Origin of the sequence: Pontibacter qinzhouensis, assembly GCF_008017455.1 — a bacterium.
GTDB classification, from domain to species: Bacteria; Bacteroidota; Bacteroidia; order Cytophagales; family Hymenobacteraceae; genus Pontibacter; species Pontibacter qinzhouensis.
In genome coordinates this window covers 46,992-73,084 of the sequence record NZ_VRTY01000017.1, presented here as the reverse complement: position 1 = coordinate 73,084, position 26,093 = coordinate 46,992, and the positions used below count along the sequence as shown (strand labels likewise).

Annotated in this window: 17 protein-coding genes; 3 read left to right on the top strand and 14 right to left on the bottom strand. The window is 48.7% G+C overall.

From position 1 onward, the window contains the following. The first annotated feature begins 379 nt into the window (after nucleotides 1–379). The 3 genes from FVR03_RS06480 (at nucleotide 380) to FVR03_RS06470 (ending at nucleotide 4,658) form a co-directional block, all read left to right on the top strand. On the top strand, nucleotides 380–1,918 hold the full coding sequence (locus FVR03_RS06480; RefSeq protein WP_147920923.1) for a sulfatase family protein: 1,539 nt from the start codon (nucleotides 380–382) through the stop codon (nucleotides 1,916–1,918). A 39-nt stretch (nucleotides 1,919–1,957) separates the two neighbouring features. Further along, nucleotides 1,958–3,100: a formylglycine-generating enzyme family protein gene (locus FVR03_RS06475; RefSeq protein WP_147920922.1), complete on the top strand. Its 1,143-nt coding sequence runs from the start codon at nucleotides 1,958–1,960 to the stop codon at nucleotides 3,098–3,100. Between the two features lie 781 nt (nucleotides 3,101–3,881). Continuing rightward, nucleotides 3,882–4,658 carry an endonuclease/exonuclease/phosphatase family protein gene (locus FVR03_RS06470; protein WP_255474093.1) on the top strand — a complete coding sequence of 259 codons (777 nt, stop codon included), beginning with the start codon at nucleotides 3,882–3,884 and terminating at the stop codon, nucleotides 4,656–4,658. A 176-nt stretch (nucleotides 4,659–4,834) separates the two neighbouring features. On the opposite strand, the gene FVR03_RS06465 is transcribed toward FVR03_RS06470, so the two are convergent. The 14 genes from FVR03_RS06465 to FVR03_RS06400 all read right to left on the bottom strand — a co-directional run bounded on the left by FVR03_RS06465 (nucleotide 4,835) and on the right by FVR03_RS06400 (nucleotide 25,527). Beyond that, on the bottom strand, nucleotides 4,835–5,707 hold the full coding sequence (locus tag FVR03_RS06465) for a sugar phosphate isomerase/epimerase family protein (protein WP_147920920.1): 873 nt from the start codon (nucleotides 5,705–5,707) through the stop codon (nucleotides 4,835–4,837). Nucleotides 5,708–5,851: 144 nt separating this feature from the next. Further along, nucleotides 5,852–6,739: a hydroxypyruvate isomerase family protein gene (locus FVR03_RS06460; RefSeq protein ID WP_147920919.1), complete on the bottom strand. Its 888-nt coding sequence runs from the start codon at nucleotides 6,737–6,739 to the stop codon at nucleotides 5,852–5,854. Nucleotides 6,740–6,936: 197 nt separating this feature from the next. After that, nucleotides 6,937–8,187 carry a nucleoside permease gene (locus FVR03_RS06455; RefSeq protein WP_147920918.1) on the bottom strand — a complete coding sequence of 417 codons (1,251 nt, stop codon included), beginning with the start codon at nucleotides 8,185–8,187 and terminating at the stop codon, nucleotides 6,937–6,939. A 110-nt stretch (nucleotides 8,188–8,297) separates the two neighbouring features. Continuing rightward, complete coding sequence (locus tag FVR03_RS06450) at nucleotides 8,298–8,966, bottom strand: 3-keto-disaccharide hydrolase (protein ID WP_255474092.1); 669 nt, start codon at nucleotides 8,964–8,966, stop codon at nucleotides 8,298–8,300. Between the two features lie 89 nt (nucleotides 8,967–9,055). Next, the gene (locus FVR03_RS06445) at nucleotides 9,056–9,538 is read right to left on the bottom strand and encodes a c-type cytochrome (RefSeq protein WP_147920916.1); all 483 of its coding nucleotides are present in this window, start codon (nucleotides 9,536–9,538) and stop codon (nucleotides 9,056–9,058) included. A 251-nt stretch (nucleotides 9,539–9,789) separates the two neighbouring features. After that, entirely contained in the window at nucleotides 9,790–10,353 is a 564-nt protein-coding gene (locus FVR03_RS06440) for a gluconate 2-dehydrogenase subunit 3 family protein (protein WP_147920915.1), read from the bottom strand. Between the two features lie 23 nt (nucleotides 10,354–10,376). Further along, nucleotides 10,377–12,056 carry a GMC oxidoreductase gene (locus FVR03_RS06435; RefSeq protein ID WP_147920914.1) on the bottom strand — a complete coding sequence of 560 codons (1,680 nt, stop codon included), beginning with the start codon at nucleotides 12,054–12,056 and terminating at the stop codon, nucleotides 10,377–10,379. Between the two features lie 785 nt (nucleotides 12,057–12,841). Then, nucleotides 12,842–15,187 carry a beta-glucosidase BglX gene (gene bglX / locus FVR03_RS06430; protein ID WP_147920913.1) on the bottom strand — a complete coding sequence of 782 codons (2,346 nt, stop codon included), beginning with the start codon at nucleotides 15,185–15,187 and terminating at the stop codon, nucleotides 12,842–12,844. A 4-nt stretch (nucleotides 15,188–15,191) separates the two neighbouring features. Beyond that, the gene (locus FVR03_RS06425; RefSeq protein ID WP_147920912.1) at nucleotides 15,192–15,881 is read right to left on the bottom strand and encodes a GDSL-type esterase/lipase family protein; all 690 of its coding nucleotides are present in this window, start codon (nucleotides 15,879–15,881) and stop codon (nucleotides 15,192–15,194) included. A gap of 468 nt (nucleotides 15,882–16,349) precedes the next feature. Then, nucleotides 16,350–17,729 carry a glucoamylase family protein gene (locus FVR03_RS06420; RefSeq protein ID WP_147920911.1) on the bottom strand — a complete coding sequence of 460 codons (1,380 nt, stop codon included), beginning with the start codon at nucleotides 17,727–17,729 and terminating at the stop codon, nucleotides 16,350–16,352. 231 nt (nucleotides 17,730–17,960) lie between these two features. After that, nucleotides 17,961–19,664 carry a glucoamylase family protein gene (locus tag FVR03_RS06415; protein WP_222707181.1) on the bottom strand — a complete coding sequence of 568 codons (1,704 nt, stop codon included), beginning with the start codon at nucleotides 19,662–19,664 and terminating at the stop codon, nucleotides 17,961–17,963. Between the two features lie 325 nt (nucleotides 19,665–19,989). Then, complete coding sequence (locus tag FVR03_RS06410; protein WP_147920910.1) at nucleotides 19,990–20,916, bottom strand: LamG-like jellyroll fold domain-containing protein; 927 nt, start codon at nucleotides 20,914–20,916, stop codon at nucleotides 19,990–19,992. Between the two features lie 25 nt (nucleotides 20,917–20,941). After that, a complete protein-coding gene (locus FVR03_RS06405) occupies nucleotides 20,942–22,486 on the bottom strand; it encodes a RagB/SusD family nutrient uptake outer membrane protein (RefSeq protein WP_147920909.1) in 1,545 nt (514 codons plus the stop codon). Between the two features lie 20 nt (nucleotides 22,487–22,506). After that, nucleotides 22,507–25,527 carry a SusC/RagA family TonB-linked outer membrane protein gene (locus FVR03_RS06400; protein WP_147920908.1) on the bottom strand — a complete coding sequence of 1,007 codons (3,021 nt, stop codon included), beginning with the start codon at nucleotides 25,525–25,527 and terminating at the stop codon, nucleotides 22,507–22,509. Between the last annotated feature and the right edge of the window lie 566 nt (nucleotides 25,528–26,093).

Here is a 26,093-nt window from a genome sequence, read left to right as displayed (position 1 = left end):
TCTGTCTGTTTTCAGCATAATGAATTATTTAAATGAAATTGACCTTCCAAAGAATTTTTCGAGCTTTTTAGCCAAGGGTATAACGTAAGGGCTGTCAGTGTAAAGCCCGGTAAAAAAATGAACTGGCAAGGTGTTCTGTAAATATATTAAACTAAATGCTCTCTATAATTTTACACAAAGACAAAATGAACGTTTGTGCGTAATTGAAGTAGTATATATAAAGCCTGATGTGGTATTGTAGAGGCTCTTTTGTTGTGATCCGGTAGTTTAATCCGCAATATTGAAACCGAGGAAAACAGAGCGGTACTCACCAAACACCACCCTACCTGCGCACCTGCAATAGCTCAGGTATCTGCCTTACAGTTTTACAACACTTCCTATGATGACACACTTCATAACACTACATTCGTTTTTCAGGTCGCTTTTATGGGCACTGGTTTTATTGCTGGCTGCACCGGCTGGCCTGCGGGCACAACAGCGAAGCAAAACTAAACCCATGAACGTAATTTTCATCTTGAGCGACGACCACCGCTACGACTTCATGGGGTTTATGAACAAGGTGCCTGGGCTGCAGACGCCATACATGGACCAGTTAGCTAAAGAAGGGGCTCACCTGGAAAACGCCTTTGTGACCACTTCTCTCTGCTCCCCTAGCCGCGCCTCTATTTTAACAGGCCAGTATGCCCACACCCACACCATCGTAGATAATAATGCGCCGCTACCGGAGGGACTCACCTTTTTTCCGGAGTACATGCAGAAGGCAGGTTACCAAACCGGCTTTTTTGGCAAGTGGCACATGGGCAACACCGACGATATGCCGCAACCCGGCTTCGATCAGTGGATCAGCTTTAAAGGCCAGGGCGTTTACTACAATCCCATACTCAATATTAACGGAAAGCCGGTTCAGCAGCTGCAAGGGAGCTATATTACGGATCTGCTCACCGACCAAACCCTCGACTGGCTGAAGAAGCGTGACAAGAACAAGCCCTTTTTTGCCTACCTCTCGCATAAAGGGGTACATGCCGAGTTTGAGCCGGCCAAACGTCATGCCGGTAAATATAAAGACATGCCTGTGATAGCGCCGCCCTCTATGTACCTAACCGCCACCGAAAACAGCAAAGTATACGGCGAAAAGCAGGAGCCGAAAGGCCCCGTAAACACACGCGACATTCCGGAGTGGGTGCGTAAACAGCGCAACAGCTGGCATGGTGTAGATGGCATGTACGATGGCGATATCGAATTTGACGCCTTCTACCGCCAGTACTGCGAAACCCTGCTCGGCGTAGACGAAAGCATTGGCAGAGTCTTAGACTACCTCAAAAAAGAAGGCCTTGATAAAAATACGATTGTGATCTACATGGGCGACAACGGCTTTATTTTTGGGGAACACGGCCTCATAGACAAACGCAACATGTATGAGCAGTCGATACGGGTGCCGCTGCTGGTGCGTGGGCCGGGCGTGGTAAAACCGGGCCTTAAAGTTCCGCAGATGATGCTGAACATAGACATTGCGCCTACCATTCTGGCAATGGCCGGTCTGCCAACACCCGATAATATGCAAGGCACTTCGTTTCTGCCATTCCTGAAGGGGCAACCTGTGGTAAATTGGCGCGACAGAATGTATTACGAATATTATTGGGAATGGGCATTTCCGCAGACACCTACTGTTTTTGGTGCCCGAACCGACAGATATAAGTATATTTACAACCACGGCATCTGGGATACCAACGAGCTCTACGATATAAAAAACGATCCGGAAGAGATGAACAACCTGATCCGCGATCCGCAGTACGAGCAGATTGCCCGGGAACTGAAGGCAGACATGTGGAACTGGCTCGAATCTACTAATGGTCTCCAGATTCCGCTCAAGAACGCACCGCACAAGCGTATCGACCTGCCATTTAAAGGCACTTATTAAGCAGCGCCTGCTTTGTATATACAGCAGCTATAACATCACATGCTTCTATCTAAAAGTACTTTTGCTTCTTATGCGTTTGCTCTTCTCTGCCTTTCTGGCTGTAATTCCGGCGAGGGCAAGGTAGCAGAAACCAGTCAACAGACTATAGCCACCGACACTGCCAGCCACACCGCCTGTAGCAGCAACCTGCCTGCACGCTTTGCCACCTCAACTCCGGACACGGCAGGGCAGCAGCACCAGAACACATCGCACACAGGCATGGTTTGGGTAAAAGGCGGCACGTTTGGTATGGGTGCCACAGACGCAGAAGGTCGCCCGGATGAGTACCCGCAGCACCAGGTAAAACTCAACGGCTTCTGGATAGATGCCACCGAGGTAACCAATGCACAGTTTGCCGAGTTTGTAGCTGCCACCGGCTATGTAACTACAGCCGAACGTGCTCCCGACTGGGAAGAACTAAAGCAGCAGCTTCCGCCTGGCACCCCTAAGCCGCACGACAGTGTGCTGGTGGCAGCATCGCTGGTGTTTTCGCCGCCGGTGCAGCAGGTAGCCTTACACAACCCCGCGCAGTGGTGGAGCTGGCAAAAAGGCGCTAACTGGCGGCAACCGCAAGGCTCCGGCAGCAGCATAAAAGGCAAAGAGAACTACCCTGTGGTACAGGTATCCTGGCACGATGCCATGGCTTATGCGCAATGGGCCGGTAAACGCTTGCCAACCGAAGCGGAGTGGGAATTTGCAGCACGTGGCGCCAAAGCAGACCAGCTATATCCCTGGGGCAACGAGGCTGTGGAGCAGGGTAAGCCGAAAGCCAATACCTGGCAAGGCACTTTCCCGACTAAGAATACTGGCTGGGATGAGTACTCTGGCCTGGCACCTGTAAAAAGCTTTACCCCCAACAAACTTGGCCTCTACGACATGGCCGGCAATGTGTGGGAATGGTGCTCCGACTGGTACGATGCCAATTACTATAAAACAGTAGCAGCAGGCTTAGCTGAAAACCCGAAAGGTCCCGCCCGCAGCTACGATTCGCAGGAACCAGATGCGCCCAAGCGGGTAGTACGCGGCGGCTCGTTTATGTGCCATAGCAGTTACTGCAAAGGCTACCGCGTTACATCACGCATGAAATCTTCAGCAGATACCAGCCTCGAAAACACAGGTTTCCGGTGCGTAACCTCTAACTAAACCCTTGGCTCCCAAATCGCAAAAAAGCTTTTGGAAGGGCATTTTCATTAGAATAATTTGGCTGACTGTTAGTTGCTGATTGTTAAATGGTTGTTTTGGGTAAATTTTAACTGGATGACTAAAAGGATATCTTTTCAACCCTTGATCGACTTTCGTTAAAAAGTCTTTGGAAGGGCAAAATCATTAGAATAATTTCACCAAAAGCTAAAGCTAATATCCAAACAATCTATTGCGGCAGGAAGCAACGAAGAGAACACCTTTGCCTGGTGCATCCATTGACGCTAAACTATTTGAGCGTTCAGCGAGTTTTTCGCGTCTTGATTTTCGTTGGTTCTTTTTGTATTAAGCAAAAAGATCAAAGACAACAGCAATACAACAGCGTCATGCCGCTGTTACAGCAATAACAGCAACTATGCGAACTTAGATTAAAAAGCCAGTAGCCTCTGCTGCTGGTTTTCGCTTACAAGATGACTGAGGGAAAGAGATAGCCGTTGCGATAGAAGCATCTGCCTTACAAGAGAGCGTTACTAATTCGTTATGAATTAGGCATACAATTGGTTTAAAGATACAGAGATGTTAATATGCCGAAAGCACAAATACATACCAGTTGCTACAAACAAATAGCCGAACCAGACCCTAAAACCAGCCAGCAATAAACAAGTCTGATTACCTAATTAAATTCCTTCAAATCCTAAAAACTCCCGTAATGCTACTCAGAAACCTCCTTTTTGCAATAGTTTTACTCTTTTGCGCATCACCCAAGCAGCTACAAGCTCAGACTATGAAAATAGGCACCTACAACATCCGTTACGACGAAGTACGCGACACTGCTAATGCCTGGAACAAGCGACTGCCATTTCTTACCGGGCTGGTGCGCTTCAACGACTTCGATATTTTCGGAACCCAGGAAGGGCTGCACCACCAGCTCCAGGATATGAAAGGCCAGCTTCCTGGCTATACCTACATAGGAGCCGGTCGCGACGATGGCAGGCAGGGAGGCGAATACTCTGCTATTTTCTTTAAAACCGATACATACAAATTACTGAAAAACGGCGACTTCTGGTTATCAGAAACACCTTCAAAACCCGGAAAGGGCTGGGATGCTGATTTTCCGAGGGTGTGTACCTGGGGCCAGTTCCGAGATAATGCCACTGGTTTTACATTTTACCTGTTCAATGTGCATTTCGACCATCGCGGCCCTAAAGCCAGGGAGGAGAGTGCCAAGCTGATGCTGACAAAAATCAAAGAAATTGCCGGCGCAGCTCCGGTTATTTTTACAGGCGATTTTAACTTCGACCAGCACAGCCCGCTGTACACCATCATTGCAACTTCTGTGCTGCTAAAAGATGCCTATGAGCTGGCCGATTTCAAATATGCACCGAGCGGCACGTTTAATGGTTTCGATGCCAAGCAGCTGACAAATAACCGCATCGACCATATTTTTCTTTCCTCTGGCTTTACCGTAAAACGCTACGGCATCCTGACGGATACCTATGGCAAAGGCCAATTTCCTTCCGACCATTTTCCGGTGATGGTGGAGGTAGCTTTTAAAAAATAAGAATGCAGCGTTTATCTTAAACAACCAACAGAACAGCCTGCGGGTAATTCTGCTTTAAATAGTAGAGTTACTCGCAGGCTGTTCTGTTGGTTCGGAAGGCAGTAATGCTTCAATTATTCTAATGAAAATGGCCTTCCGGAGGTATTTTCACTAATTAGGTGTCAAGGGTCTTCGGGCTACGACAGCAGGTTTTTCTTTACGTAGGCGTAGCTCTGGTTAATGCTCTTAAACGGATCGATGGCGAAGTTTTCCTGCTCCACAAAAATATGCTCCACGCCCGACTGGCTTGCCTGGTCGAAAATTTTTCTGAAGTTAACGCTGCCACTGCCTACTTCGGTGTTGAGCTTCGGATTGGCTTTGTCCATGTCTTTTACATGCCACATTACAAAACGGCCAGGGTTGGCGTTGAACATGGTTACCGGGTCCAGGTCTGCCCGTACCACCCAGTACAGGTCCAGCTCAAACTTCACCAGGTCCTTGTCTGTTTCGTTTAGCAAAATGTCGTAGCCGGTGGTGTTGTCGAATTTCTGAAACTCGAAATCGTGGTTGTGGTAAGCCAGTCCTAAGCCAGCTCTTTTACAGGCCTCAGCTGCGGTGTTCAGTCTTTCTGCTATCCGCTGATAATCAGAAGCACTTTGGCGTAATTTATCGCCCAGGTAAGGAACCACCACATACTTCATGTCTACTGCTTTGGCAGCGTCTATGTAGGCCTTCAGGTCATCGTCTTTACCGGCTCCAATATAGTCGTCGAAGCCGAAATGGCCGCTTGGGGCGGTAAGTTTGTTGGCACTTAGCAGCTGTTTAAAAGCTTTTGGTTCGAGGCCCCAGAACTTATTCTTTAGCGAATAGCCATAGGTTTCTACTTCGTTGTACCCGGCTTTAGCCACCTTCCCGATCACACCTTTAACATCTTTACTTATCTGCTCGCGCAGCGTGTAGAGCTGAATGCCTACTTTCTGGGTTGGTTTTGCCAGCAAAGCCGAAGGCGCTAAAAAAGCACCAGCTGTGAGCAGTGCAGCATGCTGTAAAAAAGTTCGTCGGGTTGTCATGTACGTATCTAAGTTAAGAGTTAAGAGTCAAAAGTTTTGAGTTGAGCAATGGTAAAACCAGTTGGCCTTCCTTCAACTATAGTCCAAACTTTGTACCTCATGGTTTTTAATTTCTATTTTTTTAACTGGCGCAACCGAAATAACCTACACATCGCAAATCTGGATGGCTTTTTTAAGCGAAGCAAGCTTATCAGGCTGCACAGGTATAAACTCCTGCGCCACGTAGCCTTTAAAGCCGGTTTCGTGTATAGCCTTCATAATGGCAGGGTAGTAAAGCTCCTGCGACTCGTCTATTTCGTGGCGGCCTGGCACACCGGCTGTGTGATAATGCGCAATGTATTGGTGGTTATCGCGGATGGTACGGATCACGTCGCCTTCGTCGATCTGCATGTGGTAGATGTCGTAGAGCAGTTTAAAGTTCTCTGAGCCCAGCCGCTTGGCCAGTTCCACGCCCCAGGCGGTTTTGTCGCATTGGTAATCTTTGTGGTCTACCCGGCTGTTGAGCAGTTCCATTACCAGCACCACCTTGTGTTTCTCGGCTAGTGGCAGCACCTTTTTCAGGCCAGCCACGCAGTTTTTCAAACCGGTTTCATCGTCCATGCCCCGGCGGTTGCCACTAAAGCAGATCAGGTTTTTATAGCCAGCCTTTCCTACCTGCGGAATCATATCGGAGTAGTTTTTAATAAGTGTCGCATGGTTTTTTGGCTCGTTCCAGCCATCGACCAGGTTTATTTCGGCACCGTTGCACATCGTAGATTCCAGGCCGTGTTTCTTTAGTACAGGCCAGTCTTTAGGGCCTACCAGGTCTATGCCTTTTATGCCCATTGCTTTAGCCGCCACACACAGTTCCTCCACCGACATATCTCTAAAACACCACTGGCATACAGAGTGGTTTATGTTTCCTTTCACACGATAAGGCTTTTCTGCTGCTTCCGCAACAGCTGTAAGCGGCGACAGACCAGCCGCCGTAATAGCAGCCGCCCCGGCCAGCATTCCTTTCATGGACAATCTGCGTTTAGGATCAAAAGACATAGTATAAGATTAAACTTTAGTGTTTTTCAGAATTAGTAAAATGTTCAGCGGCCTTCAAGCAGATTTTAGATGCTAGACTTTAGATGAAAGATTTTCTGCCTGAAGCAGAAGTTACAGGGCTAGTAGATTTACAGGTTGGCAAATAGTTATATTCACTCAACCACAATTCCTTAATCAGCTAATTAACAATCTAACAATTAAACCACCCTTTTCTGCAGTTCCGGTACCTCCGGGGCTCCACTGGTCTGGTTTGCGATGGCTTTGTCTTTAAAGAGCAGCAAGAACAGCAGCAGCACCACGCCTGCTATACCGGCCGGAATCAGCCAGATGTTTTGCCAGGCATGCCCGCCAGCTGGTAACGCATAATTATCTACTATCATGCCAGAAAGCAAAGAGCCCATTAGCATGCCCACACCATAGGTGGCCAGCGTAATCATGCCTTGTGCCGCGCTTTTAAAACGATCGCCAGCCAGCCTGTCGGTATAAATCTGGCCGGTAACAAAAAAGAAGTCGTAGCAGATGCCATGCAACACAATACCGCCAATCAGCATCCAGTAGTTAGCATCAGCGTTTCCGTAGGCGAACAGCACGTAGCGCAGCACCCAGGCAAACATGCCAATGGCCAGCATTTTCTTTACACCCAGCCTGATAAAGAAGAAAGGCATCAGCAGCATAAACAGCAACTCCGACATCTGCCCCATCGACTGCTTACCAGCTGCCGACTCCATGCCCAGCTCGTTCAGAAATGGATTGGTGAAGTTGTAGTAAAATGCCAGCGGAATACAAATAGCCACAGAAGCCAGGAAAAACGTGAGGTAAGAACGGTTCTTCAGCAGCCCGATTGCCTCCAGGCCCATAATGTCGCCAAGAGAAGTTGAACCGCCCGCTTTTACAGGAGGTGTGTTGGGAAGGGTAAAGCTGAAAACTCCGAGTATGGCCGAGGCAATGGCCGCCATCCGGAAGGTCATTGCCAGGTTGCCGTTTTGCTCCCAGTTTAGCCAGCCAATGGTTAAGCCAGCCACAATCCAGCCTAATGTGCCAAGCACCCTGATAGGTGGAAACTCTTTGCTCGGGTCCTGCATCTGCCTAAAAGAAACCGAGTTTACCAGCGCCAGTGTAGGCATATACAGAATCATGTACACCAATATAATTGGGTAAAAATTGTCGAAGCTTTCGGCTGTGGAAGCAAACCAAAGCAAGGCGGCTCCGGCCAGGTGCAGGATGGCCAGTATGCGCTGCGCCGGAAAAAACCGGTCGGCAATTAGCCCGATGATAAACGGCGCTACAATAGCCCCGATAGATTGTGTCAGAAAAGCAACTCCTACCTGCGTAGCAGAGGTTTCGAGGTTCGATAAAAGGTAAGTTCCCAAGGTAACAAACCAGGCTCCCCAGATAAAAAACTCCAGGAACATCATGGTCGATAATTTAAAGCGTATGGCAGCAGTCATGTAAAACGTTTTATTCCAAAAGCTCAGTAGCAGTACAAGATACTTTTAGGTTTCTTAGAAGATAAATAAAGTTTGATTTTCAAGAAATAGCAGCCGTAGCATCTTTAGGCTTACAACCTTTTAATCTGGATGTTTCGGAACCAGACGCTGTCGCCGTGGTCTTGCAAGGCTATTTTACCTGATTTAAAAGTGCCCCAGCCAGGCATACCTGCAAACTTGCTGCCTGCCACTAATTGTTTCCAATTCTCATCCCATAAAGTAGTTTCAACTATTTTTTCACCGTTCTGATGAAACTCAAGTTTACCATTGTTGCTGATGATCTCCACCTGGTTCCACTCGCCGGCAGGCTTTACATTTTCGGGGCTACTGGCTATCAGGTCGTAGAGGTCGCCGGCGCGGTGCTTGTGAATTTTGGCATCGGGGTGGCCGTCGTTGTCGAGTACCTGCATCTCCAGACCCGTGCTCCAGGTATAGTCGTAGGCAGCAGTGTCTTCCTGCACATAAAAGATGATACCGCTGTTGCCGTTCTCAGCTATTTTCCACTCCAGTTTTAAGTGGAAGTTATCAAATTCTTCCTCCGTTACAATGTCGCCTCCATCGGAGGTTTGCCAGTCTTTTTTGTTGGAAGCATCTAAATAAAGTGTGCCATTTTCTACCTTCCAGGCCTTACCCACTGTTTCCTGGCCATAGGTGTGCCAGCCTTGGGTCGTTTTGCCATCAAAGAGCGGCTGCCATTCTCCGGCTTCGGCTGTTGTGGTGCTCCCTGTGTTTGTATCCATGGCAGTGTCAGTTTCCTGAGACTGGCAGCTAATAAAGGCGGCCAGCAACATAACTTGTAGCGTGTTTTTTAGCATGAAGGTTGTTTTGCTTATCGGAGCGACAAAATATAACGGGCCATGTCTTTGGCATCTTCGTCTTTCAGGTCAGGATGTGGTGTCATGGGTATTTCGCCCCAAACGCCTTTGCCACCTGTTTTAATTTTGCCTGCCAGGTAATCTACATTCTTGTCGTTAAACTCATATTTCTTAGCTACTTCTGCGTACGCTGGCCCAACTAATTTATCTTTTTCTTTGTGGCAGGCAAGGCAGTCTGATTGCGAAATGAGTTTTGCTCCTTTCTCAAAGTTGTCGGCAGGAGTTGGCGTTTCGGCTCCGGCATTCCGGTTTATGCCAATGTTCATCAGGTTCGTATCTACCTCCGATTGCCTGGCCGCAGCATTTACGGCTGCTCCGGCTGCAGAATCCTGCTGACCATTACGGCTATAGTACTGGTCGTAGTCATTCGTATTGTTATTGCCACCGCAGGCCAGCAAAAAGGCAAGGGAGCTTAAGAGTAGTAAGTTCTTTTTCATGTTTGAAGCTTAATTTCAGATGCTAGATTATATATTTTTGAACTGGTACAGCATAAACAGGAACAGCGTGTATCTTTCTATCACCTGCCCAAAAGTTACAAGTGAAAGGTACATGCTGCCAGTTCTGCACATAAATATGCTTTTACCAGATGCTGCCGCTAACAGGAGCTGCACATGCGGCATACTCTATATCAAAAATCTATGTTCCGCATTTCTAATTTTTAATTTCTAATTTTTAGTTTGGCGAAGCCTTACGTTGCCCAGGCACGGTCGCCTTTTTTGTAGGGGATGCAGGCATCGTAGCGGCCAGGAATTGGATCATAGCGCAGGGCTTTGGTAGAACCAATCTCTGAGGTAAAGTAACCGAACAGCGTCAGCTCCTTCATCATCCTGAAATAATGGTTTGGAGCTTCGGGAGCTTTTTCGCGCATGTAGTTTTTCTGTTCCTCGTCCAGGGCCGTTAAGAGTTTAGTCCGGTCTTGGGCGCTAAGGTCCATAAACTTGCTGCCAAACTCTTTTTTGCTGACTTTGTCAAGTTCTGTAATGCCATTCATAAACACTTTCTGGTCTTCGGCGGGGTAGCAGTCCTGTACCATTACAGCCATCAGGTGTCCTACTCCGGCTTCTTTTGCACCGGGGGTACTGGTGGCAGGCAAAATGGTGTCGGCTACCTCATTCAGGAAAGCAACCTGGTCCTGGTCGAACAGGTCGTTCACCTTGGTGGCCTTTGAGGTGCAGGACATGAGCAGGTCGCCTCCTATCATGGCACCACCCATCAGCAAGCCAACTGCTTTTAATGCTTCTCTTCTATCCATTTATGTTATTCCTAAAGAGATTCTTAAAGATTAAGTTTTTTCATTTCGCTCACGGCATGGTCTACAGCTCTGGCAGTTAGCGCCATATAGGTGAGCGATGGATTCTGGCAGCCTGCTGAGGTCATGCAGGAACCATCTGTAACGTACACATTCGGGGCATCCCATACCTGGTTGTGCTGGTTTAGTACTGAGGTTTTAGGATCGCGGCCCATCCGGGCTGTTCCCATTTCGTGTATCCCCATACCCATGGCATAGCCGCTGTCGTTGGTTTTGACATCTTTTACGCCAGCTATTTCGAGCATCTCCTTGGCATCTTCCATCATGTCGAGGCGCATCTTCTTTTCATTTTCCCTTATGTCACAGTCGATGGCAAGCACTGGCAGGCCCCACTTATCTTTCTTGTTCTTGTCGAGGCTTATTTTGTTGTCGTGGTAAGGCAGAATTTCTCCAAAACCTGTAACGCCCATGGTCCACTGGCCTGGTTCGCAAAGTGCATCTTTTAAATCGCCACCAATGCCCATTTCGGCAATTTCGCGGCTCCAGCCTTCGCGGCCGGCACTGCCCTGGTAGCCAAACCCCCTGATGTAGTCGCGTTTGTCGTCGCCGATGTTCCGGAACCTCGGAATATACACTCCGTTCGGGCGACGACCATATACGTACTTATCTTCATAGCCTTCTACTCTGCCTGAAGCTCCCGCTCTGAAATGGTGATCCATGAGGTTATGGCCTAACTCCCCGCTGCTGCTGCCCAGGCCGCCTTCCCAAACATCGGTGGCGGAGTTCATCAGCACCCAGGTAGAGTTGAGGGTAGAGGCATTCAGGAATATTACTTTGGCAAAGTACTCGTATGTCTGGTTCGTTTCGGCATCGAGCACTTCCACACCAGTCGCTTTCTTGGTGTCTTTGTCGTACAGTATTTTGGTAACAATAGAGAAAGGGCGCAAGGTAAGATTACCGGTAGCCATGGCAGCCGGCAGTGTAGCCGATTGTGTGCTGAAGTAGCCGCCGAACTGGCAACCCAGCCAGCACTTGTTGCGGTACTGGCAGTTGGTGCGGTTGTGATGCGGCTGCGTAATGTTGGCAACACGCCCTATAATCATGTGGCGGTTACCTTTGTAATGTTCTTTTATGCGGGCTGCTATATCTTTCTCTACACAGTTCAGCTCCATGGCTGGCATAAATTCACCATCGGGCAGGTGCGGAATATTTTCTACAGACCCGCTGATGCCGGCAAATTTTTCTACATAACTATACCAGGGCGCAATGTCTTTGTACCGGATGGGCCAGTCTACCGCAATGCCGTCTTTGGCGTTGGCTTCAAAGTCGATGTCGGCCAACCTGTAACTTTGCCTTCCCCACATGAGCGAACGGCCGCCAACATGATAGCCGCGGTACCAGTCGAAACGTTTGGTTTCGGTATAAGGGCTTTCTTTTTCGTTAACCCAGTAATCGAGGTTCAGTTCGTTAAGCGCATAGTCTCGCTTAAGAACAGGGTAATCTTGTACCATTTGTTCGGTACGGCGACCACGGTGCTCAAACTCCCAGGGGTGTTTGTTAGCATTTACATAATCTTTTACGTGTTCGATGTTTCGGCCACGTTCCAGCATAATCGTTTTCAGGCCTTTTTCGGTGAGCTCTTTGGCTGCCCATCCGCCTGAAATGCCAGAACCAATGACAATCGCATCATAACTATTTTCGGCCATAAGGGTGGTGTTAAATTATTGCATGCTAATTATAAGGATTTCTATCTGTTCAAACAAACATTTGTAAGCTATCGTACAAATTTTGTTAAAATAGTATAGCTGTTGCTACCTGATTTTGAATAAAAGACCGCCAACACTGCAGTTGACGCAGCTGGGAAAGACCGAATTATTCTAATGAAAAAGCCCTCCCAAAGGATTTTTCCGGTAATAAGGCCAAGGGCACGAGCTGTTTTTCGGATGCTCGTTATCAAGCTTTCATCTGTCTGGCCCACAAGACGCTCGCAGGAGCTGCGAGGTCTTTTCTGCTAATTTTAATCAGCCATTTAACAACTGATGTTAAGCACCTTCAAGTATGCAGCACTTTTAAGTTAGTTCTAATACATTTGGTAATGGCTTCATTCGGTGCCCTCGGCCTGCATGTTCCATTGTTTTGCTCCGAGCGCTCACGGCCGCGGGGCCTCGTTCTTTGGCATCGCACTGCTGCATCTTCCCTGCCCGCAAGCGGGCTGCCGCTCCCGCGGCACCGGAAACCTGCAAAGGCGCTCAACCCAAGAACTGGAAATTTATGCTCTTAGTTGAGGCTAAAGCGCCAGCGACTGCAATTTGTTCGGATTATAAAATGTAATTGAATATCCTTAGTGCCTAACATCAGTTAACAAGTTAACCATCCAACAATTTATCTTCCCAGCAATTAACAATCAGCAACCGACAATTATTCTAATGAAAACAGCCTTCCAAAGGTATTTTTGTTGTTTTGAGGTCAAGGGTATTACATTAAAAAAACTTTATTCCTGTACCCTGAAAGCCACTTCCTGAACATCGCGGGAGTTGGTGCCGACAAATACTTTAAAATCGCCGGGTTCCAGCACATGCTCCAGCGCATAGTTATAAAACTTCAGGTCGCCTGGGGTTATAGTAAAGGTTACTGTTCTAGCTTCGCCTTTTTTAAGCGCTATCTTCTGGAAGTTCTTCAGTTCTTTCACAGGTCTTGAGATGGAACCAACCAGATCCTGAATGTAGAGCTGCACGACTTCTTCGCCATCGTAGCTGCCCGAGTTACGCACCTCTACTCGTACCTCCAGCGACTCGGTTGGGGAAATGGTCGTTTTACTGATCTGTAGTGTACCGTAGCTGAAAGTGGTGTAACTCAGGCCAAACCCAAACGGATACAGCGGCTCATTTGTAACATCGAGGTAACGTGATTTATACTTGTCGAGCAGCTCACCACCAAACGGGCGGCCTGTGTTTTTGTGATTATAAAACAACGGCACCTGCCCCACCACCTGCGGGAACGTAGTCGTTAACTTGCCAGAAGGATTGTAAAGCCCGAACAGCACATCGGCTATGGCATTGCCGCCCTGTGTGCCGGCAAACCAGGTTTCCAGTATAGCATCGGCGTTTTGTTCTTCCCACTGCAGTGCCAGCGGACGGCCGTTCATGAGCACGACCACCAGCGGCTTGCCTGTTTTTTTCAGGGCTTTCAGCAGCTCCAGTTGCTGGCCGGGCAGTGTTATGTCGGCACGGCTGGCAGCCTCACCGGTCATGCCCTGCGATTCGCCTACCACGGCCACAATTACATCAGAGCTGCGCGCCACCCGCACCGCCTCCTGTATCATAGTTTCGGAGCTGCGGCTGTCAATATCCAGCTCGCCGCCATGTGCGTTCAGCCGTTTCAGCATCTGCTCATCGTCGGCTATATTAGCGCCTTTGGCATAGTTTATTTTCACTTTGTTGCCCACCACATTCCGGATGCCCTGCTCCAGCGACACCGCCTGTTTCCAGTCGCCGGCTGCGCTCCAGTTGCCGATCATTTCGCGCTGGCGGTTTGCCAGCGGCCCGATAAGCGCAATAGAACCTCGCTGCTGCAGGGGCAACGTGTTTTTGCTGTTTTTGAGGAGCACCATGCTTTTGCGGGCAATGTCGCGGGAGGCTTCTATAAACTCCGGCTTCATGATGGTAGCAGCCGGACGGGCTTCGTCGGTGTAGCGGTAAGGGTCTTCGAACAGCCCGAGCTTATATTTTGCCTCCAGAATGCGGCGACAAGCCAGGTCTACTTCTGCCTCTGTTACTTTACCATCTTTTACCGATTTTCCCAGGTGCTTCAGGAACACTTCTCCTACCATGTCCATGTCGGTGCCGGCTTTCAGGGCAAGCTCTCCTGCTTCGGCTTCTGTACCCATGCCGTGTGCCACCATTTCGTTTATGGCAGTATAATCCGTTACTACAAAGCCATCGAAGCCATAGGTATCGCGCAGCAGTTCTGTCATGAGCCACCTGTTGCCGGTTGCCGGAATACCGTTTATGTCGTTAAAGGATGTCATCACGCTGCCTACTCCGGCGTCTATGGCGGCTTTGTAAGGCGGCATGTACTCGTTGTACATGCGTTGCAGACTCATATCGGTGGTGCCGTAGTCGCGGCCGGCCTCTGCTGCGCCATAGAGCGCGAAGTGCTTGAGGCAGGCCATAACAGTATTGCTGCTGGCAAGGTCATCGCCCTGGTAGCCTCGCACCATGGCTTTTGCTACCTCCGATCCGAGATAAGGATCTTCGCCTGCTCCTTCTGAGATGCGTCCCCAGCGGGCATCGCGGGCAATATCCACCATCGGCGAAAATACCCAGTTCAGTCCATCGGCAGAGGCCTCTTCGGCTGCAATGCGGGCGCTTTGCTCAATAACATTCATATCCCAGCTGGTGGAGAGGGCAAGCGGAATCGGGAAAATGGTGCGGTGCCCGTGTATGACATCGTAACCAAACAGCAGCGGAATTTTAAGGCGGGTATTGTTTACGGCAAACTCCTGCAGCTTTCGGGCAGCAACCGGTGTAAAGGTGTTAAAAACGCCACCTACGTTCCCTTTCCGGATGTTCTCGTCTACGTTTTCGCTTACTACCGGACCTGTTACATCAAAGCCGATGGCCGCCAGGTTGAGCTGCCCTATCTTTTCTTCCAGCGTCATCTTCGCCAGCAGGTCAGAAACGAAACGGTCCATCTCCGGATCTTTTGCTGGCGCTGCACTTGCTGTGGTAGTGGGAGGCGTGGAGGTGTTGGTAGTAGTGGTGCGCTCTTGTTGCGTTACGTTCTGAGAACAGCCAAGGCACAAAAAAAACAGGAGGGCAGTACTTATTTTTTTCATGGTTTTATGGTTTGTTTTTTAGTAGGTGTGGCTTAAGCGCCTTTACCCAGATGGCATAGCCCTTCTCGTTCATGTGCAGGTTGTCCTGTATAAAAATATCGGTGCGGGGCTTGCCGTTTTTCTGCAGCATGGGCTTGTACACATCTATAAAGGTTGTTTTCGGCTTGTCATTCAAGTAATTTTTAATCAACTCGTTCGCTTTGCGCATCAGGGGCATATAGCGTTCGCGGTCGGGGCTCGGTTTTATGGTGATGTACACAATGGGCACCTCCGGCAACTCTTCCCTGATCGCCTGAAAAACATTTTCGAACCGCAGCAGAACTTCCTCGGCTTCCACTGTATCAGAAGCAATGTCGTTTTCGCCGGAGTAAATTACGATTTGCCGGGGCTGGTACGGAAACACAATATCGGGGAGGTAGCGCTTGAGGTCGAGCAGGTTGGAACCGCCAAAGCCCCGGTTAATAACAGTGTACTCCGGCAGCATCTGCTGCATGTTGGGCCATAACCTGAAAGAGGAACTCCCGACAAACAGAATGGCTTCTTTAGGAGGCATCTGCACGCTATCCTGCTGCTTAAATTCCTGAATTTCGTTCCAGAAGGGAGGCAATGGCAGCTCCTGTGCCTGAACCCTGTAAAAGCATGTAAAACAGAGCGCCAGCAGGATCAAAGATGTTAGTAAATGTTTCTTCTTCATGGCAAGTATTGGTTTTCTGACTTCTTATTGAGTGAGCTTTCTGGCTCGCAGCAATTATTCTAACCCAAGTTGTGCGGTAGCCAAAAAATAATTTATTGCTAATCTGCCATCCTACTTTTGTCATCCTGGAAGGATTTTGTGGGCGAGATCCATTTGCAATGGCAGCTCTGGGTTTAAGTTCGCATAGTTGCCTTTACTGCTGTGTCAGCGGCGTGGAGCTGTTTCATTGCCTGCTTCCTTCTTCTTTTTGTCTTAATACAAAAAGAAGAAGAAAAATCAAGATGCTCCAAAACCGAGGGCCCTTCCCCCAACAGTGCCGGCTCAATGGGTGCACCTGGCAAGCTTGTTCGCGCTGTATCTTACTGCTGCAATATCCTAGTAAAGACAGTTACCGTACATCCTGGGTTATACTAATAAACATGGTCTGCGAAATCGCCAAGAGAGTCTTTTCAACGAATTTACCCTCTGCTACTTTAGTTTCGGACTTTCAAAGCCCAGTTTCTTCAGCCCTTGCTGCACCTCCGGCGCACTCATAAACAAGTCCCAGAGCATGCCGCTACGCCCGTTCTCGATCATCACCACAATTGGCCCCTGGTCTATGCCCAGGTAGCGTTGCGGGTACCAGTCTTCGGTTTCGCTGTAGGCATCGTAAAAGCCGTATTCGCCCCATACTTTGTCGCCGAGGTTTTCGTACAGGTGCCGGATAACCTGCATCGACTCTTCAGGTGTGTAGGGGTAAGAAGACAAGGCTGCCGTTGGCGAGATAACGCCTAAATCGTGTTGCGGGCTGTGGCCGGCGTAGCCTTTGGGTGAGTAGCTGGACGTGAAGCCCCAGGCATGTTCGCCATAGCCTTTAAAGCCTTTCGGGTTCTCGATCGCATACGACCGGTGCACCAGCGCATGGTTGCGGTTATGCTGCCAGTAGTCGGCGTAGCGGTCTTTAAGGCTACGCGGGTCGAGACCCAGGTACGAGTAATGCGACCAGAACAGAGGTCCTACACTGCCTTCTGCACCATTATGCTTCAGTTCAATTTTATGTCCGTATGGCTCCACATTGGCTTTTATGCCTCCGCTACGGGCCCAGCCTTCGTGGTATACTTCGGCAGGAATGGAGTGGGTAGGCGAAGACGCTGCGAGCACATACATAACCAGACATTCGTCGTAGCCGCGCACTGGGAAGTTCATTTCCCAGGCGTAGTTTGGCGACCAGTGCCAGAAAAGCGCGTTGGTGCCGTTGCGGTACCAATCCCACTCCACTTCCTGCCACAGTTTTGTAATCTTAGAGGCAAGCGCTTTTTCCTGCTCGTTGCCATCGGCAAAGTACTGCCTTACCGTCAGCAGCCCCTGCACCAAAAAAGCAGATTCCACCAGGTCCCCGCCATTGTCTTTCTTGCCGAACGGCTTTACTTTACCGGTTTCGCCCTGCATCCAGTGTGGCCAGGCCCCATGAAACCGATCGGCTTTGCCGAGGTAGTCTACTGCCTTCTGCAGCCGCTCAAAGCCCTCTTGTCGGGTAATAAAGCCACGCTCAATACCTACCAGAATGGCCATTACACCAAAACCTGAGGCCCCGGTTGTAATCACGTTCTGGTCGTTTTGCGGGTAGTCGCCATCCATATGAATCCGCTCGCGGGCCAGCCCGGAAGTTGGCTCTGCGCCATTCCAGAAATACTGAAACGTGTTGCGCTGCACCAGCGTGAGCAGTTCGTCGTCGCTTAGTTTCTCAGCTCCCTGTGTGGTAGCGGCATCGGAGTTGTCTGTAGTGGTGGAGGTTTGGTTGCAGCTAAGCAAGTTGCCACTCAAAATGAGCATGAGTAGATGTAGGATGTAGTTTTTTCCAGTTCTCATTTTTTTTAAAATGTTGGTCTTTTGAATCTTTTATGTTCTACTTTTTATCTGCTTTGCCCAGACACTCGCAGGAGCTGCGCACGCTGCGAGGTCTTTGCTGCTAATTTTAATCAGCCATTTAACAATATATTTTCCCAGCAATCAACAATCAGCAAACAACAACCAATTCTTCTAATGAAAATGACCTTCCGAAGCCTTTTCAGTATTTTTTTGGTCAGGGCTGTGGCCGTGTTACTGGAGGTGCGGGCTCGTGAAGCCTAGTTTTTTTAAACCTGCCTGCACTTCGGGAGCACTCATAAACAGGTCCCAGAGTAAACCGGAACGGTGGTTCTCTATCATGACGATAATAGGCCCCTGGTCGATGGCCAGGTGTGAACTGGCAAACCACTGGTCGTGCAGCGAAAAGGAGTCTACAAAGCCATAGTCTTTCCAGATTTTATCGCCGAGTTTGTAATAGAAAAAGTGCAGTGCCTGCATCGATTCGGTGGGCGTGTAAGGGAAAGAGCTAAGCGCGGCAGTAGGCGCAATGTGGCCTCTGTCGTTGGTGGGCGAGCTGGCCGTGTAGCCGTTCTGGATGTCGCTTGCCGTTAAACCCCAGCAGTTTTCGCTGTAGCCATAAAAGTTCTTGGGGTTGTCTACACAATACCTGTAATTGATCAGGGTGTGGGCGTGGGTCTGGGTTTCGTAGTTGGCGTAGGCATCGGTTAAGCCTTTGGGGTTGATGCCCATAAAGGAATAATGCTCAAAGAAAAGTGGCCCGCCTAACTCCGGCCCCAGCGGCAACTGCACACCGTAGTAGGTGTTGCCATTGCGCATGCCGCCGTTTCTGGCCCAGCCATTGTCGTACACTGTTTTCGGGATGGTATGTGTGGGCGAGGCTGCTGCCAGCACGTAGGTCACCAAAGCTTCGTCCCAGCCCCGAATGGGCAGGTTCTGCGCCCACCCCATATTCGGACTCCAGTGCCAGTACAACACATCGCCACCGTCTTTGCGGAACCAGTCCCATTCCACGCCATTATATATAGCAGTTATATCGTTTCTAAGTGTTGTTTCTGCGGCTGTGGCAGTGTTAAAATATTGCCGGGCTGTGAGCAGGCCCTGCATCAGGAAAGCAGTCTCCACCAGGTCGGCTCCGTTGTCGTTGGCACTGAAAGGCAGGGTAGCGCCGGTGTTGCCATCGAGCCAGTGCGGGTAAGCGCCATGGTGTCGTTCTGCCTTATTTTTCAGAAAATCAACTATTGTGGTGATGCGGCCGAGGCCTTCGGCACGGGTTATAAAGCCGCGGTGCATACCCGTTACCAAAGCCATAATACCGAAGCCGGAGCCACCAGTTGTAACTGTGTTGCCAGATGTGTTTCGCTCGCGCGCCAGGCCGCTCGCGGGGTGGGCAAAGTCGTAAAAATATTTAAAGGTTTGTTTCTGCACGAGCGTCAGCAGTTCCTCATCTGGTATGCGAGGGAATTTGTCGGTATCGTCGAGGCCGGTTTTTAAACTGATCGTAACCGGGTTAACCAAACGACCACCCGTAGCCGATCGCAGGCTGCTGGTTACGGCCAGCTCATAGCTGGAGAAAGAACTAAGGTTGTTTTCGGGTGTGACAATAACGGTTCTGTTGTTGTTCTGAAGGGTAGTAGTTAGCGGAACAGCTGCGCCAGCGGCAGTGGTTAATTTAATTCCATCAGCTACAGAGTTCTGGTTAATAGGCTCTGTAAAATTTAAGGTGACAACTGGCTTCGGGTTCAGGCCAGAGTAGTTCAGGGTGCCGTTATACACATCGTTCACCGTAAACGCCACAGAGGTATTTACCAGAGCTTGCTCATTATCTTTTTTGCAGCCTGAGATCAGGAGGAGCAGGCCGAGAGTAATAAGGTTCCAGGTAAAACAGAAGTGTTTTACAGGTACATCTTGAACAAGGCCGCGTGTATAGAACATCATATTCACTAAAGAAAACTTAAAAGAAACATTACTTTAGCCATACAACAAGTATGGTTTCAGCTTTTGTTAAAAACATAAAGTAGGTTAAAGCAGCGATCTTTAGGCAGCAAATTATTCTATTCAAGTAACTAACCTGTAGCCCGGTTGCCTGCTCAAAGCTGCGATAGCAGGGACTACAGGTTAGTTGCTTGAGTAGAAATACCTTCCTAGACTTTAAAATAAAATACTGCACCCATCATGCAGATTTCTCTTTCTGAATTATTCAGATGAAAATGCCCTCCAGAAGGATTTTCGGCTAAAAACAGTGAAGGGTATTTTAGGAGTTTTATTGGTTTACCAGCCCCAGGTTATACAAGCTTCGGATGTGTGCATCCGGCAAGGGAATATCAAACACCCTGATCTCGTCTATGCGACCAGTCATGGGAGCAAAGTTGGTGTCGTCGTTTACTTCTTTGCCAGGTATGCTATTGTAGTTCGCGCCAATAATAACCTCACTTGGTTCGAAGGCATTAAACAAGTTGTCGCCCACGCCTCTACTGGAGAAGGCTCCTGCTTTTATGCCATTCGACCAGATGTTGAAAGTGCCGGAGGTACCATCGTAAGTTACTACAATGTGTACCCACCTGTCGGCCCCGATGCGGGGAGTAATGTAAGGCACGTAGTTAGCATCGCCGGGGTTATCGCGCTGGGTGTTAATATTGTCTTGCATGCCACCGCCAATGGTGTTGAAAGTCGGTTGTATTTTAAGGTTATCCACGTCGGTAGCCGGAAAAGCATTGGTGTTCAGGGCTATGTTGATGTTGCCGTTAAACATGCCTGGCCGGGCCAGCTGAAAGGTCATAGTTCTATTAGAGCCGTTATTCAGAATTTGCACCCAATGGCTGATGGTGAAGCTCTTGAGGTTATCGGTTTTAAAGTTCTCGAACTGCTGGGCAAAATAAATCCAGCCGGCATTCAGGTCCAGGGCCTTGCCTCTTACACCGCCATCTACAAACCTATCGTTAGCAGAAGCAGTAGGAGCCGTACCACTTACCAGTTCGTTTTTGGTATCGTCGAAAGACCAGTAAGCGATCAGGTTGTTGGGGTAAATCTCGTCGGAGCTGGAGTAACCATCTACTTTTCCTGCATAATCGGCAGGGTTTACATCGTCGAGCTTGTTGGGGTTGCCATCATATTCGCACGAGGTAAGGAGCGCGGCAGCCAGTGCGAGACCAGCTACCTGCTTGTTTTTATATATTCCTGAGAGTTTCATTTTCTTCTACCTTTAAATTAGTGGATTAATACCCTGGGTTTTGAGTAAGTACTCCTCTGCTGATGTCTATCTGGTTCTGAGGAATTGGCAGCAGCACATCGCGGTTTTCGTTAAAATTGGTTTTACCGGCAGCATGAAGTGCTTCACGGGCAATGCCCCAGCGCACCAGGTCAAAAAAGCGATCGTGCTCCATGCCTAACTCTACCCGTCTCTCCCGGCGTATGGCTTCGCGCAACTCAGTTTGGCTGGCAGTGGTAACTGGTGGAAGAATATCAGGATTACCGTTTCTTGCCCTAGCTCTCACCATTTCCAGTTTATCAAGCGCTTCCTGCGTCTGCCCCATTTCATTGGCAGCCTCGGCGTACATCAGCACCACATCGGCATAGCGCAGAATGCGCACGTTCATCCACCAGCCGCCCTGGCTGCCAATGGCAGTTCTGCGGGCAGGGTTTGTATACACTTTGTGGTTGTAGCGCGGGTTAGGTAACCCAAGAGGCGTTTTCTCTCCGTAAATGGTCAATCCTTCGTTAGCCTCAGTTGTTGTACTCGTAAACAAAATAGTACGTGCACGACGTGGGTCTCCGGGTTCATAAGCAGCAGCGAGGGCCGCGCTTGGGGTGTTCCATCCCCAGCCTAAGTTCCATACACCGGCTCCTCTTACACCCTGAATTGGTGCGTACTGCACACCATTTGTTTCCGGAAAAGTTCTGCTGGCCGTTGCCTGAACCTCAAACACCGACTCACGGCTATTTTCCCCTTCTTCCCTGAAAATGCGATCGTAAGGAGTTGACAGGTCGTATTGGCCCGACATAATAACCATGTTGGCAGCACCCAGGGCCTGCGACCATTTACGCTGTGTTAAATATACTTTAGCCAGCATACCATTGGCAGCCCCTGAAGTAGCTCGCCCTATAAACAAGGGGTCCCAGCTTGCAGGAAGATTAGCGGCAGCGAATTGCAAATCGTTTTCGATTTGGGCATAGATTTCGGCAGGATTGTTCTGCGGCACATTAGATTGTGCCGCAGGGTCATCGAATACTTCTGTAATAAGCGGAACTCTGCCATATGTGCGTACCAGCATAAAGTAGGCATAAGCTCTCATAAACCTTGCCTCAGCCTCTGACTGCACCTTCACTTCAGGTGAAGCTTCTATAGCCTCGTTATTTTGAATCTGGTCTATGGCAATATTTGTTCTGGTAATCAGATTGTAGTAGCCTTCCCACATGGCATTGGCATAACCATTATTCACCGTTACCGGAAAGTTATCCATATCGATGGCGTTTGAGCCACCGTCAGAAGGTGTACTACCTTTGTCGGCATCGTCGCTGCGGATGCTGGTAACAGCAATAAAGGATAAGCTGTGTACGTCAAAATCTCTTAGCTCCGAGTAGACAGCAAACAAAAACTGGTCGTAAGGGCCTGCTCCTTGTGGATAAGGGTAAGTATCTTCGGTATACTCTCCCTGCGGATCACGGTCCAGAAAATCTTTGCAGGCCGGAAAAACAGAGGCTACAACTGCAAGAGCGAGCGTTAGGCCGTAATTCCTTATTTTTTTATATAGAAATCTCATCTTATTGTTGTTCATGTGACTTAGAAAGTTGCGTTTACACCAAATGAATACACAGCTGGCAATGGATATATACCATTATCTGCACCACTTGAAATTGGGTTTTCCAGAGGGGCCTCCGGTGTGTAACCCGACGTGCGGCTGAAGGTGGCAATGTTCTGACCACTGATCGAGAGTCTCAGTTGTTTGATGCCGATGGCTGATGCGCCGGTTGGCCGGAAGGTGTAGCCTACCTGCACATTCCGGAAACGGAAGTAGTCTCCGGGTTCCAGGAAGTAGCTGCTCATGAGGTAGTTGTTGCCACGCGTATTATCTAGAATAGGCTCTATGTTGGTGGTGCCAGGACCAGTCCAGGCGTTAAGGCGGTTAGTCTCGTAGTTGAGGGCAGCAAAGTTGGCCGTGCGGCGCTGGGTATAGATTTTGTTCCCTGCCACACCCTGCACATCTACCATAAAGTCGAATGCTTTGTAGCCGGCAGAGAAAGCTCCGCCAAAGTTCCAGGTCGGGAACGGAGAGCCCAGGTTCACACGGTCGGCAGGCGTAATCTCACCATCGCCATTAACATCTTCGTACGCTATATCGCCAGGCAGTGAATTAGGCCAACTCGCTCTGTTGTCTAAGTCAGCAGCTGTTTGGTAAATACCTGTTTGTCGGTAGCCAAAAAAGTGGCCGATAGATTCGCCGGTAATCGTGCGGTTAATACCACCATTGCCTAGAATTGAAAAATCGAAGCTCGGACCGATGGACTCAACTTTGTTTTTGTTGTAGCTAACGTTCGGGGCAAAGCTATAAAAGAAGTCGGAGCCAATGTTATCGCTCCAGGCTAAGGAGATCTCCACCCCTTTGTTGCTAATTTCGCCCAGGTTAGTTGTGTAGGTAAAGTCGCCTGCAGTCCCAGGCAGCCTAAGGTCAGTTATGATATCTTTGGTAGTTCTATCGTAGAACACAATTTCGGAGGTAAGCCTGTTGTTGAACGAACGCATTTCCAGGCCCAGGTCAATTCCTCTTACTACTTCCCATCTTAAATTAGGGTCAGGTACATAGGCTGGAGCGATAGAGGTGTTTACATTATCACCGAAAACAGCTCTGTTTGCTATGGTAACACCAGGTCTGAATATGTTATTTCTAATACCTAAGGCACTTCCCACTGTTCCCCAGGAAGCCCGCAGCTTTAAAAAGTCGATGCCTTTTATGTTCTCAAAAAATGCCTCGTCGCTCATGACCCAGCCTAAGCCTACGCTACCAAAAGTGCCAGCCCTGTTGTTTGGAGCAATATTAGAACTAGCATCTCGCCTAATGGTAAGGTTAAGCAAATACCGATCGTTATAGGCATAATTTATTCTCCCGAAATAAGACATGAGCGCGCTTTCATTACCACGGCCTTCATTGGTTAGCACAGGAGTAGACTGATCTACAATGTCCAGGTACCAGAAACTTGGGTTTCTTGGGATGTTGAGCAAAGTGTCTTGTCTGTTCCCCACGATTCTGCTATCGGCAGTAAACAAGGTTGTAAAACCGGCGAGAGCTGTTACAAAGTGCTTCTCGTTTATTGTTTTAGAGTAAGTTAAGGTGTGGTCCTGCTGAAACCTGCGGTTTTCCGCCTGCTCCTGCCCTACACTTGTTCTTACCAGCGGATTAAAAAACGTTTCATTTGGCTGACCATTCTCCCCTACAATTAGTTCTGTAAAAGGTAGCGGATTGTATCTTCTTATACTGTTGTAGCCCAGATTGGCATAACCGGCAGATCGGAATGTGAAATCGTTCAGGAAATTAATTTCTGCGAAAACGCTACCTACTATCCTGTAGCCTTTGTCTATCACATTGCCTGTGTTCCTGTTGAGGGTAGCGATCGGGTTACCAACCTGCGCCCGCTGGAAAGATGGCATGGCGTAATAAGTGGTGGCATCTGTCTGCACCGGCACAATAGGCGCTGCCCAAAGTGCATTGTTCAGGTTGGCTGCTGCTGGCTGTTGGTTGTAATGGAAACCGTTCAGGTCAGCTCCTACCTTAATTTTATCGGTTACCCTGATCTCCTGGTTCAGGCGCAGAATAAACCGTTCGTGCTTGTCGTATTTCAGTACACCTTCCTGGTTGTTATAACCCAGGCTCACCATGGTCGTGGTTTTCTCGCCACTGTTCGAAATGCTCAGATTGTTGGTTGTAATTAGCGCATCCCGGAAAATGAGGTCTTGCCAGTTGGTGTTGCCGGTGTAATTGGTATAGTCAAAAGGTGCGGCTCCCAGGTTAGACAGCTGCTGATCGTAGAGTTGCCGGAAACCGGCAGCATCGGTTACATCAATTTTCTTCTGCACACGCTGCACACCCACTGTACTCTGGAAATTTACGCGGGTTTCGCCTCTGGCGGCACGCTTGGTTGTTACTACAATTACCCCATTACCACCCTGCAAACCAAAAATAGCGATAGAAGATGGGTCGCGTAGAACTTCCATACTCTCGATATCGGCGGGGTTCAGGTAATCGATGTTCGTCTGGAAAATACCATCTACCACATAAAGCGGGTTGGTATTGTTGGTGCTGTTTACACCCCTTATGCGAATAGTCGGGCTGGCACCAGCCTGACCGCTGTTCACGACTGTTAAGCCTGCCACCTTACCCTGCAAAGAAGACAACGGGTTAAGGTTGGGCTGCTTGGCTATTTCTTCGCCGCCTACCGAGGTAATAGAGCCGGTCAGGTCTCTTTTACGCTGGGTACCATAGCCAATTACCACCACCTGCTCCAGTTCGCTGGCACTTACCTCTAAGGCAATGTTAATAACTGCTCGATTATTTACAGGAATTTCCTGATCGAGATACCCGATGTACCTCACCACAAGCGTTGCATTAGAAGGAACATTTTCAATGGTGTAGTTACCATCAATATCTGTCTGGCCACCAGAAGTGGTTCCTTTTACCTGAACACCTGCTCCGATTAGGGGCTGCCCATTAGAGGCGTCCGTTACAGTGCCGCGAATGCTTATATTCTCCTGCGCAAACAGCACCTGAAAGCTAAACATGCACAACACCAGAAGTAAATAGTTTTTCATAAGTATGGTCCGGTTTGTTTTAGATAATGCAACAATGATCTGGTAAATAAATGGGTCATCAAAAAAATCATCCTCTACTTTACTACATCAAAAAGAAGAAGCAATAACTGAAGATGATTACCAGGCGAATCTAACAATCAGTTGTACGTAGATACTCTTTAAATGGGGTTTAATACGGAGATGATATCTTCATTAATAAATTCTGCTATTATGGCATGAGCAAGTGCATGAGAGGTAATGATGTAGTACCTAATACCCCAGAATGACATATTTAACGCCAAATTTAAGTTTTTAGGAGAACCGCTAAAGTAACCCTGAGCAGGCAAGTATTTTGTGGCAAGCCAAACTGATGTAGCAAGGTGAAAGTTTGTGAAAACAAAATTTGCACTTCTGCAGATTACTTTTCCTTAAAGCACCTCCCCTTTCAGCCGCAAACCTCTTATGCAGCTGCCTCTCCACCCATACCTGCTTCAGTTAAAAATTTGTTTAATGGAACTATTGCCACGAATACACTTGCCGGATAAAAAAGGAGAGAGTTAGTAGTAAATAGTCCTAAGACAGGTATG

Bases quoted from the DNA above. Each gene is read 5' to 3' on its own strand.
- FVR03_RS06480 (WP_147920923.1), top strand. From the start codon at position 380: ATGATGACACACTTCATAACACTACATTCGTTTTTCAGGTCGCTTTTA.
- FVR03_RS06475 (WP_147920922.1), top strand. From the start codon at position 1,958: ATGCTTCTATCTAAAAGTACTTTTGCTTCTTATGCGTTTGCTCTTCTC.
- FVR03_RS06470 (WP_255474093.1), top strand. From the start codon at position 3,882: ATGAAAATAGGCACCTACAACATCCGTTACGACGAAGTACGCGACACT.
- FVR03_RS06465 (WP_147920920.1), bottom strand. From the start codon at position 5,707: ATGACAACCCGACGAACTTTTTTACAGCATGCTGCACTGCTCACAGCT.
- FVR03_RS06460 (WP_147920919.1), bottom strand. From the start codon at position 6,739: ATGTCTTTTGATCCTAAACGCAGATTGTCCATGAAAGGAATGCTGGCC.
- FVR03_RS06455 (WP_147920918.1), bottom strand. From the start codon at position 8,187: ATGACTGCTGCCATACGCTTTAAATTATCGACCATGATGTTCCTGGAG.
- FVR03_RS06450 (WP_255474092.1), bottom strand. From the start codon at position 8,966: ATGGATACAAACACAGGGAGCACCACAACAGCCGAAGCCGGAGAATGG.
- FVR03_RS06445 (WP_147920916.1), bottom strand. From the start codon at position 9,538: ATGAAAAAGAACTTACTACTCTTAAGCTCCCTTGCCTTTTTGCTGGCC.
- FVR03_RS06440 (WP_147920915.1), bottom strand. From the start codon at position 10,353: ATGGATAGAAGAGAAGCATTAAAAGCAGTTGGCTTGCTGATGGGTGGT.
- FVR03_RS06435 (WP_147920914.1), bottom strand. From the start codon at position 12,056: ATGGCCGAAAATAGTTATGATGCGATTGTCATTGGTTCTGGCATTTCA.
- bglX (WP_147920913.1), bottom strand. From the start codon at position 15,187: ATGAAAAAAATAAGTACTGCCCTCCTGTTTTTTTTGTGCCTTGGCTGT.
- FVR03_RS06425 (WP_147920912.1), bottom strand. From the start codon at position 15,881: ATGAAGAAGAAACATTTACTAACATCTTTGATCCTGCTGGCGCTCTGT.
- FVR03_RS06420 (WP_147920911.1), bottom strand. From the start codon at position 17,729: ATGAGAACTGGAAAAAACTACATCCTACATCTACTCATGCTCATTTTG.
- FVR03_RS06415 (WP_222707181.1), bottom strand. From the start codon at position 19,664: ATGATGTTCTATACACGCGGCCTTGTTCAAGATGTACCTGTAAAACAC.
- FVR03_RS06410 (WP_147920910.1), bottom strand. From the start codon at position 20,916: ATGAAACTCTCAGGAATATATAAAAACAAGCAGGTAGCTGGTCTCGCA.
- FVR03_RS06405 (WP_147920909.1), bottom strand. From the start codon at position 22,486: ATGAGATTTCTATATAAAAAAATAAGGAATTACGGCCTAACGCTCGCT.
- FVR03_RS06400 (WP_147920908.1), bottom strand. From the start codon at position 25,527: ATGAAAAACTATTTACTTCTGGTGTTGTGCATGTTTAGCTTTCAGGTG.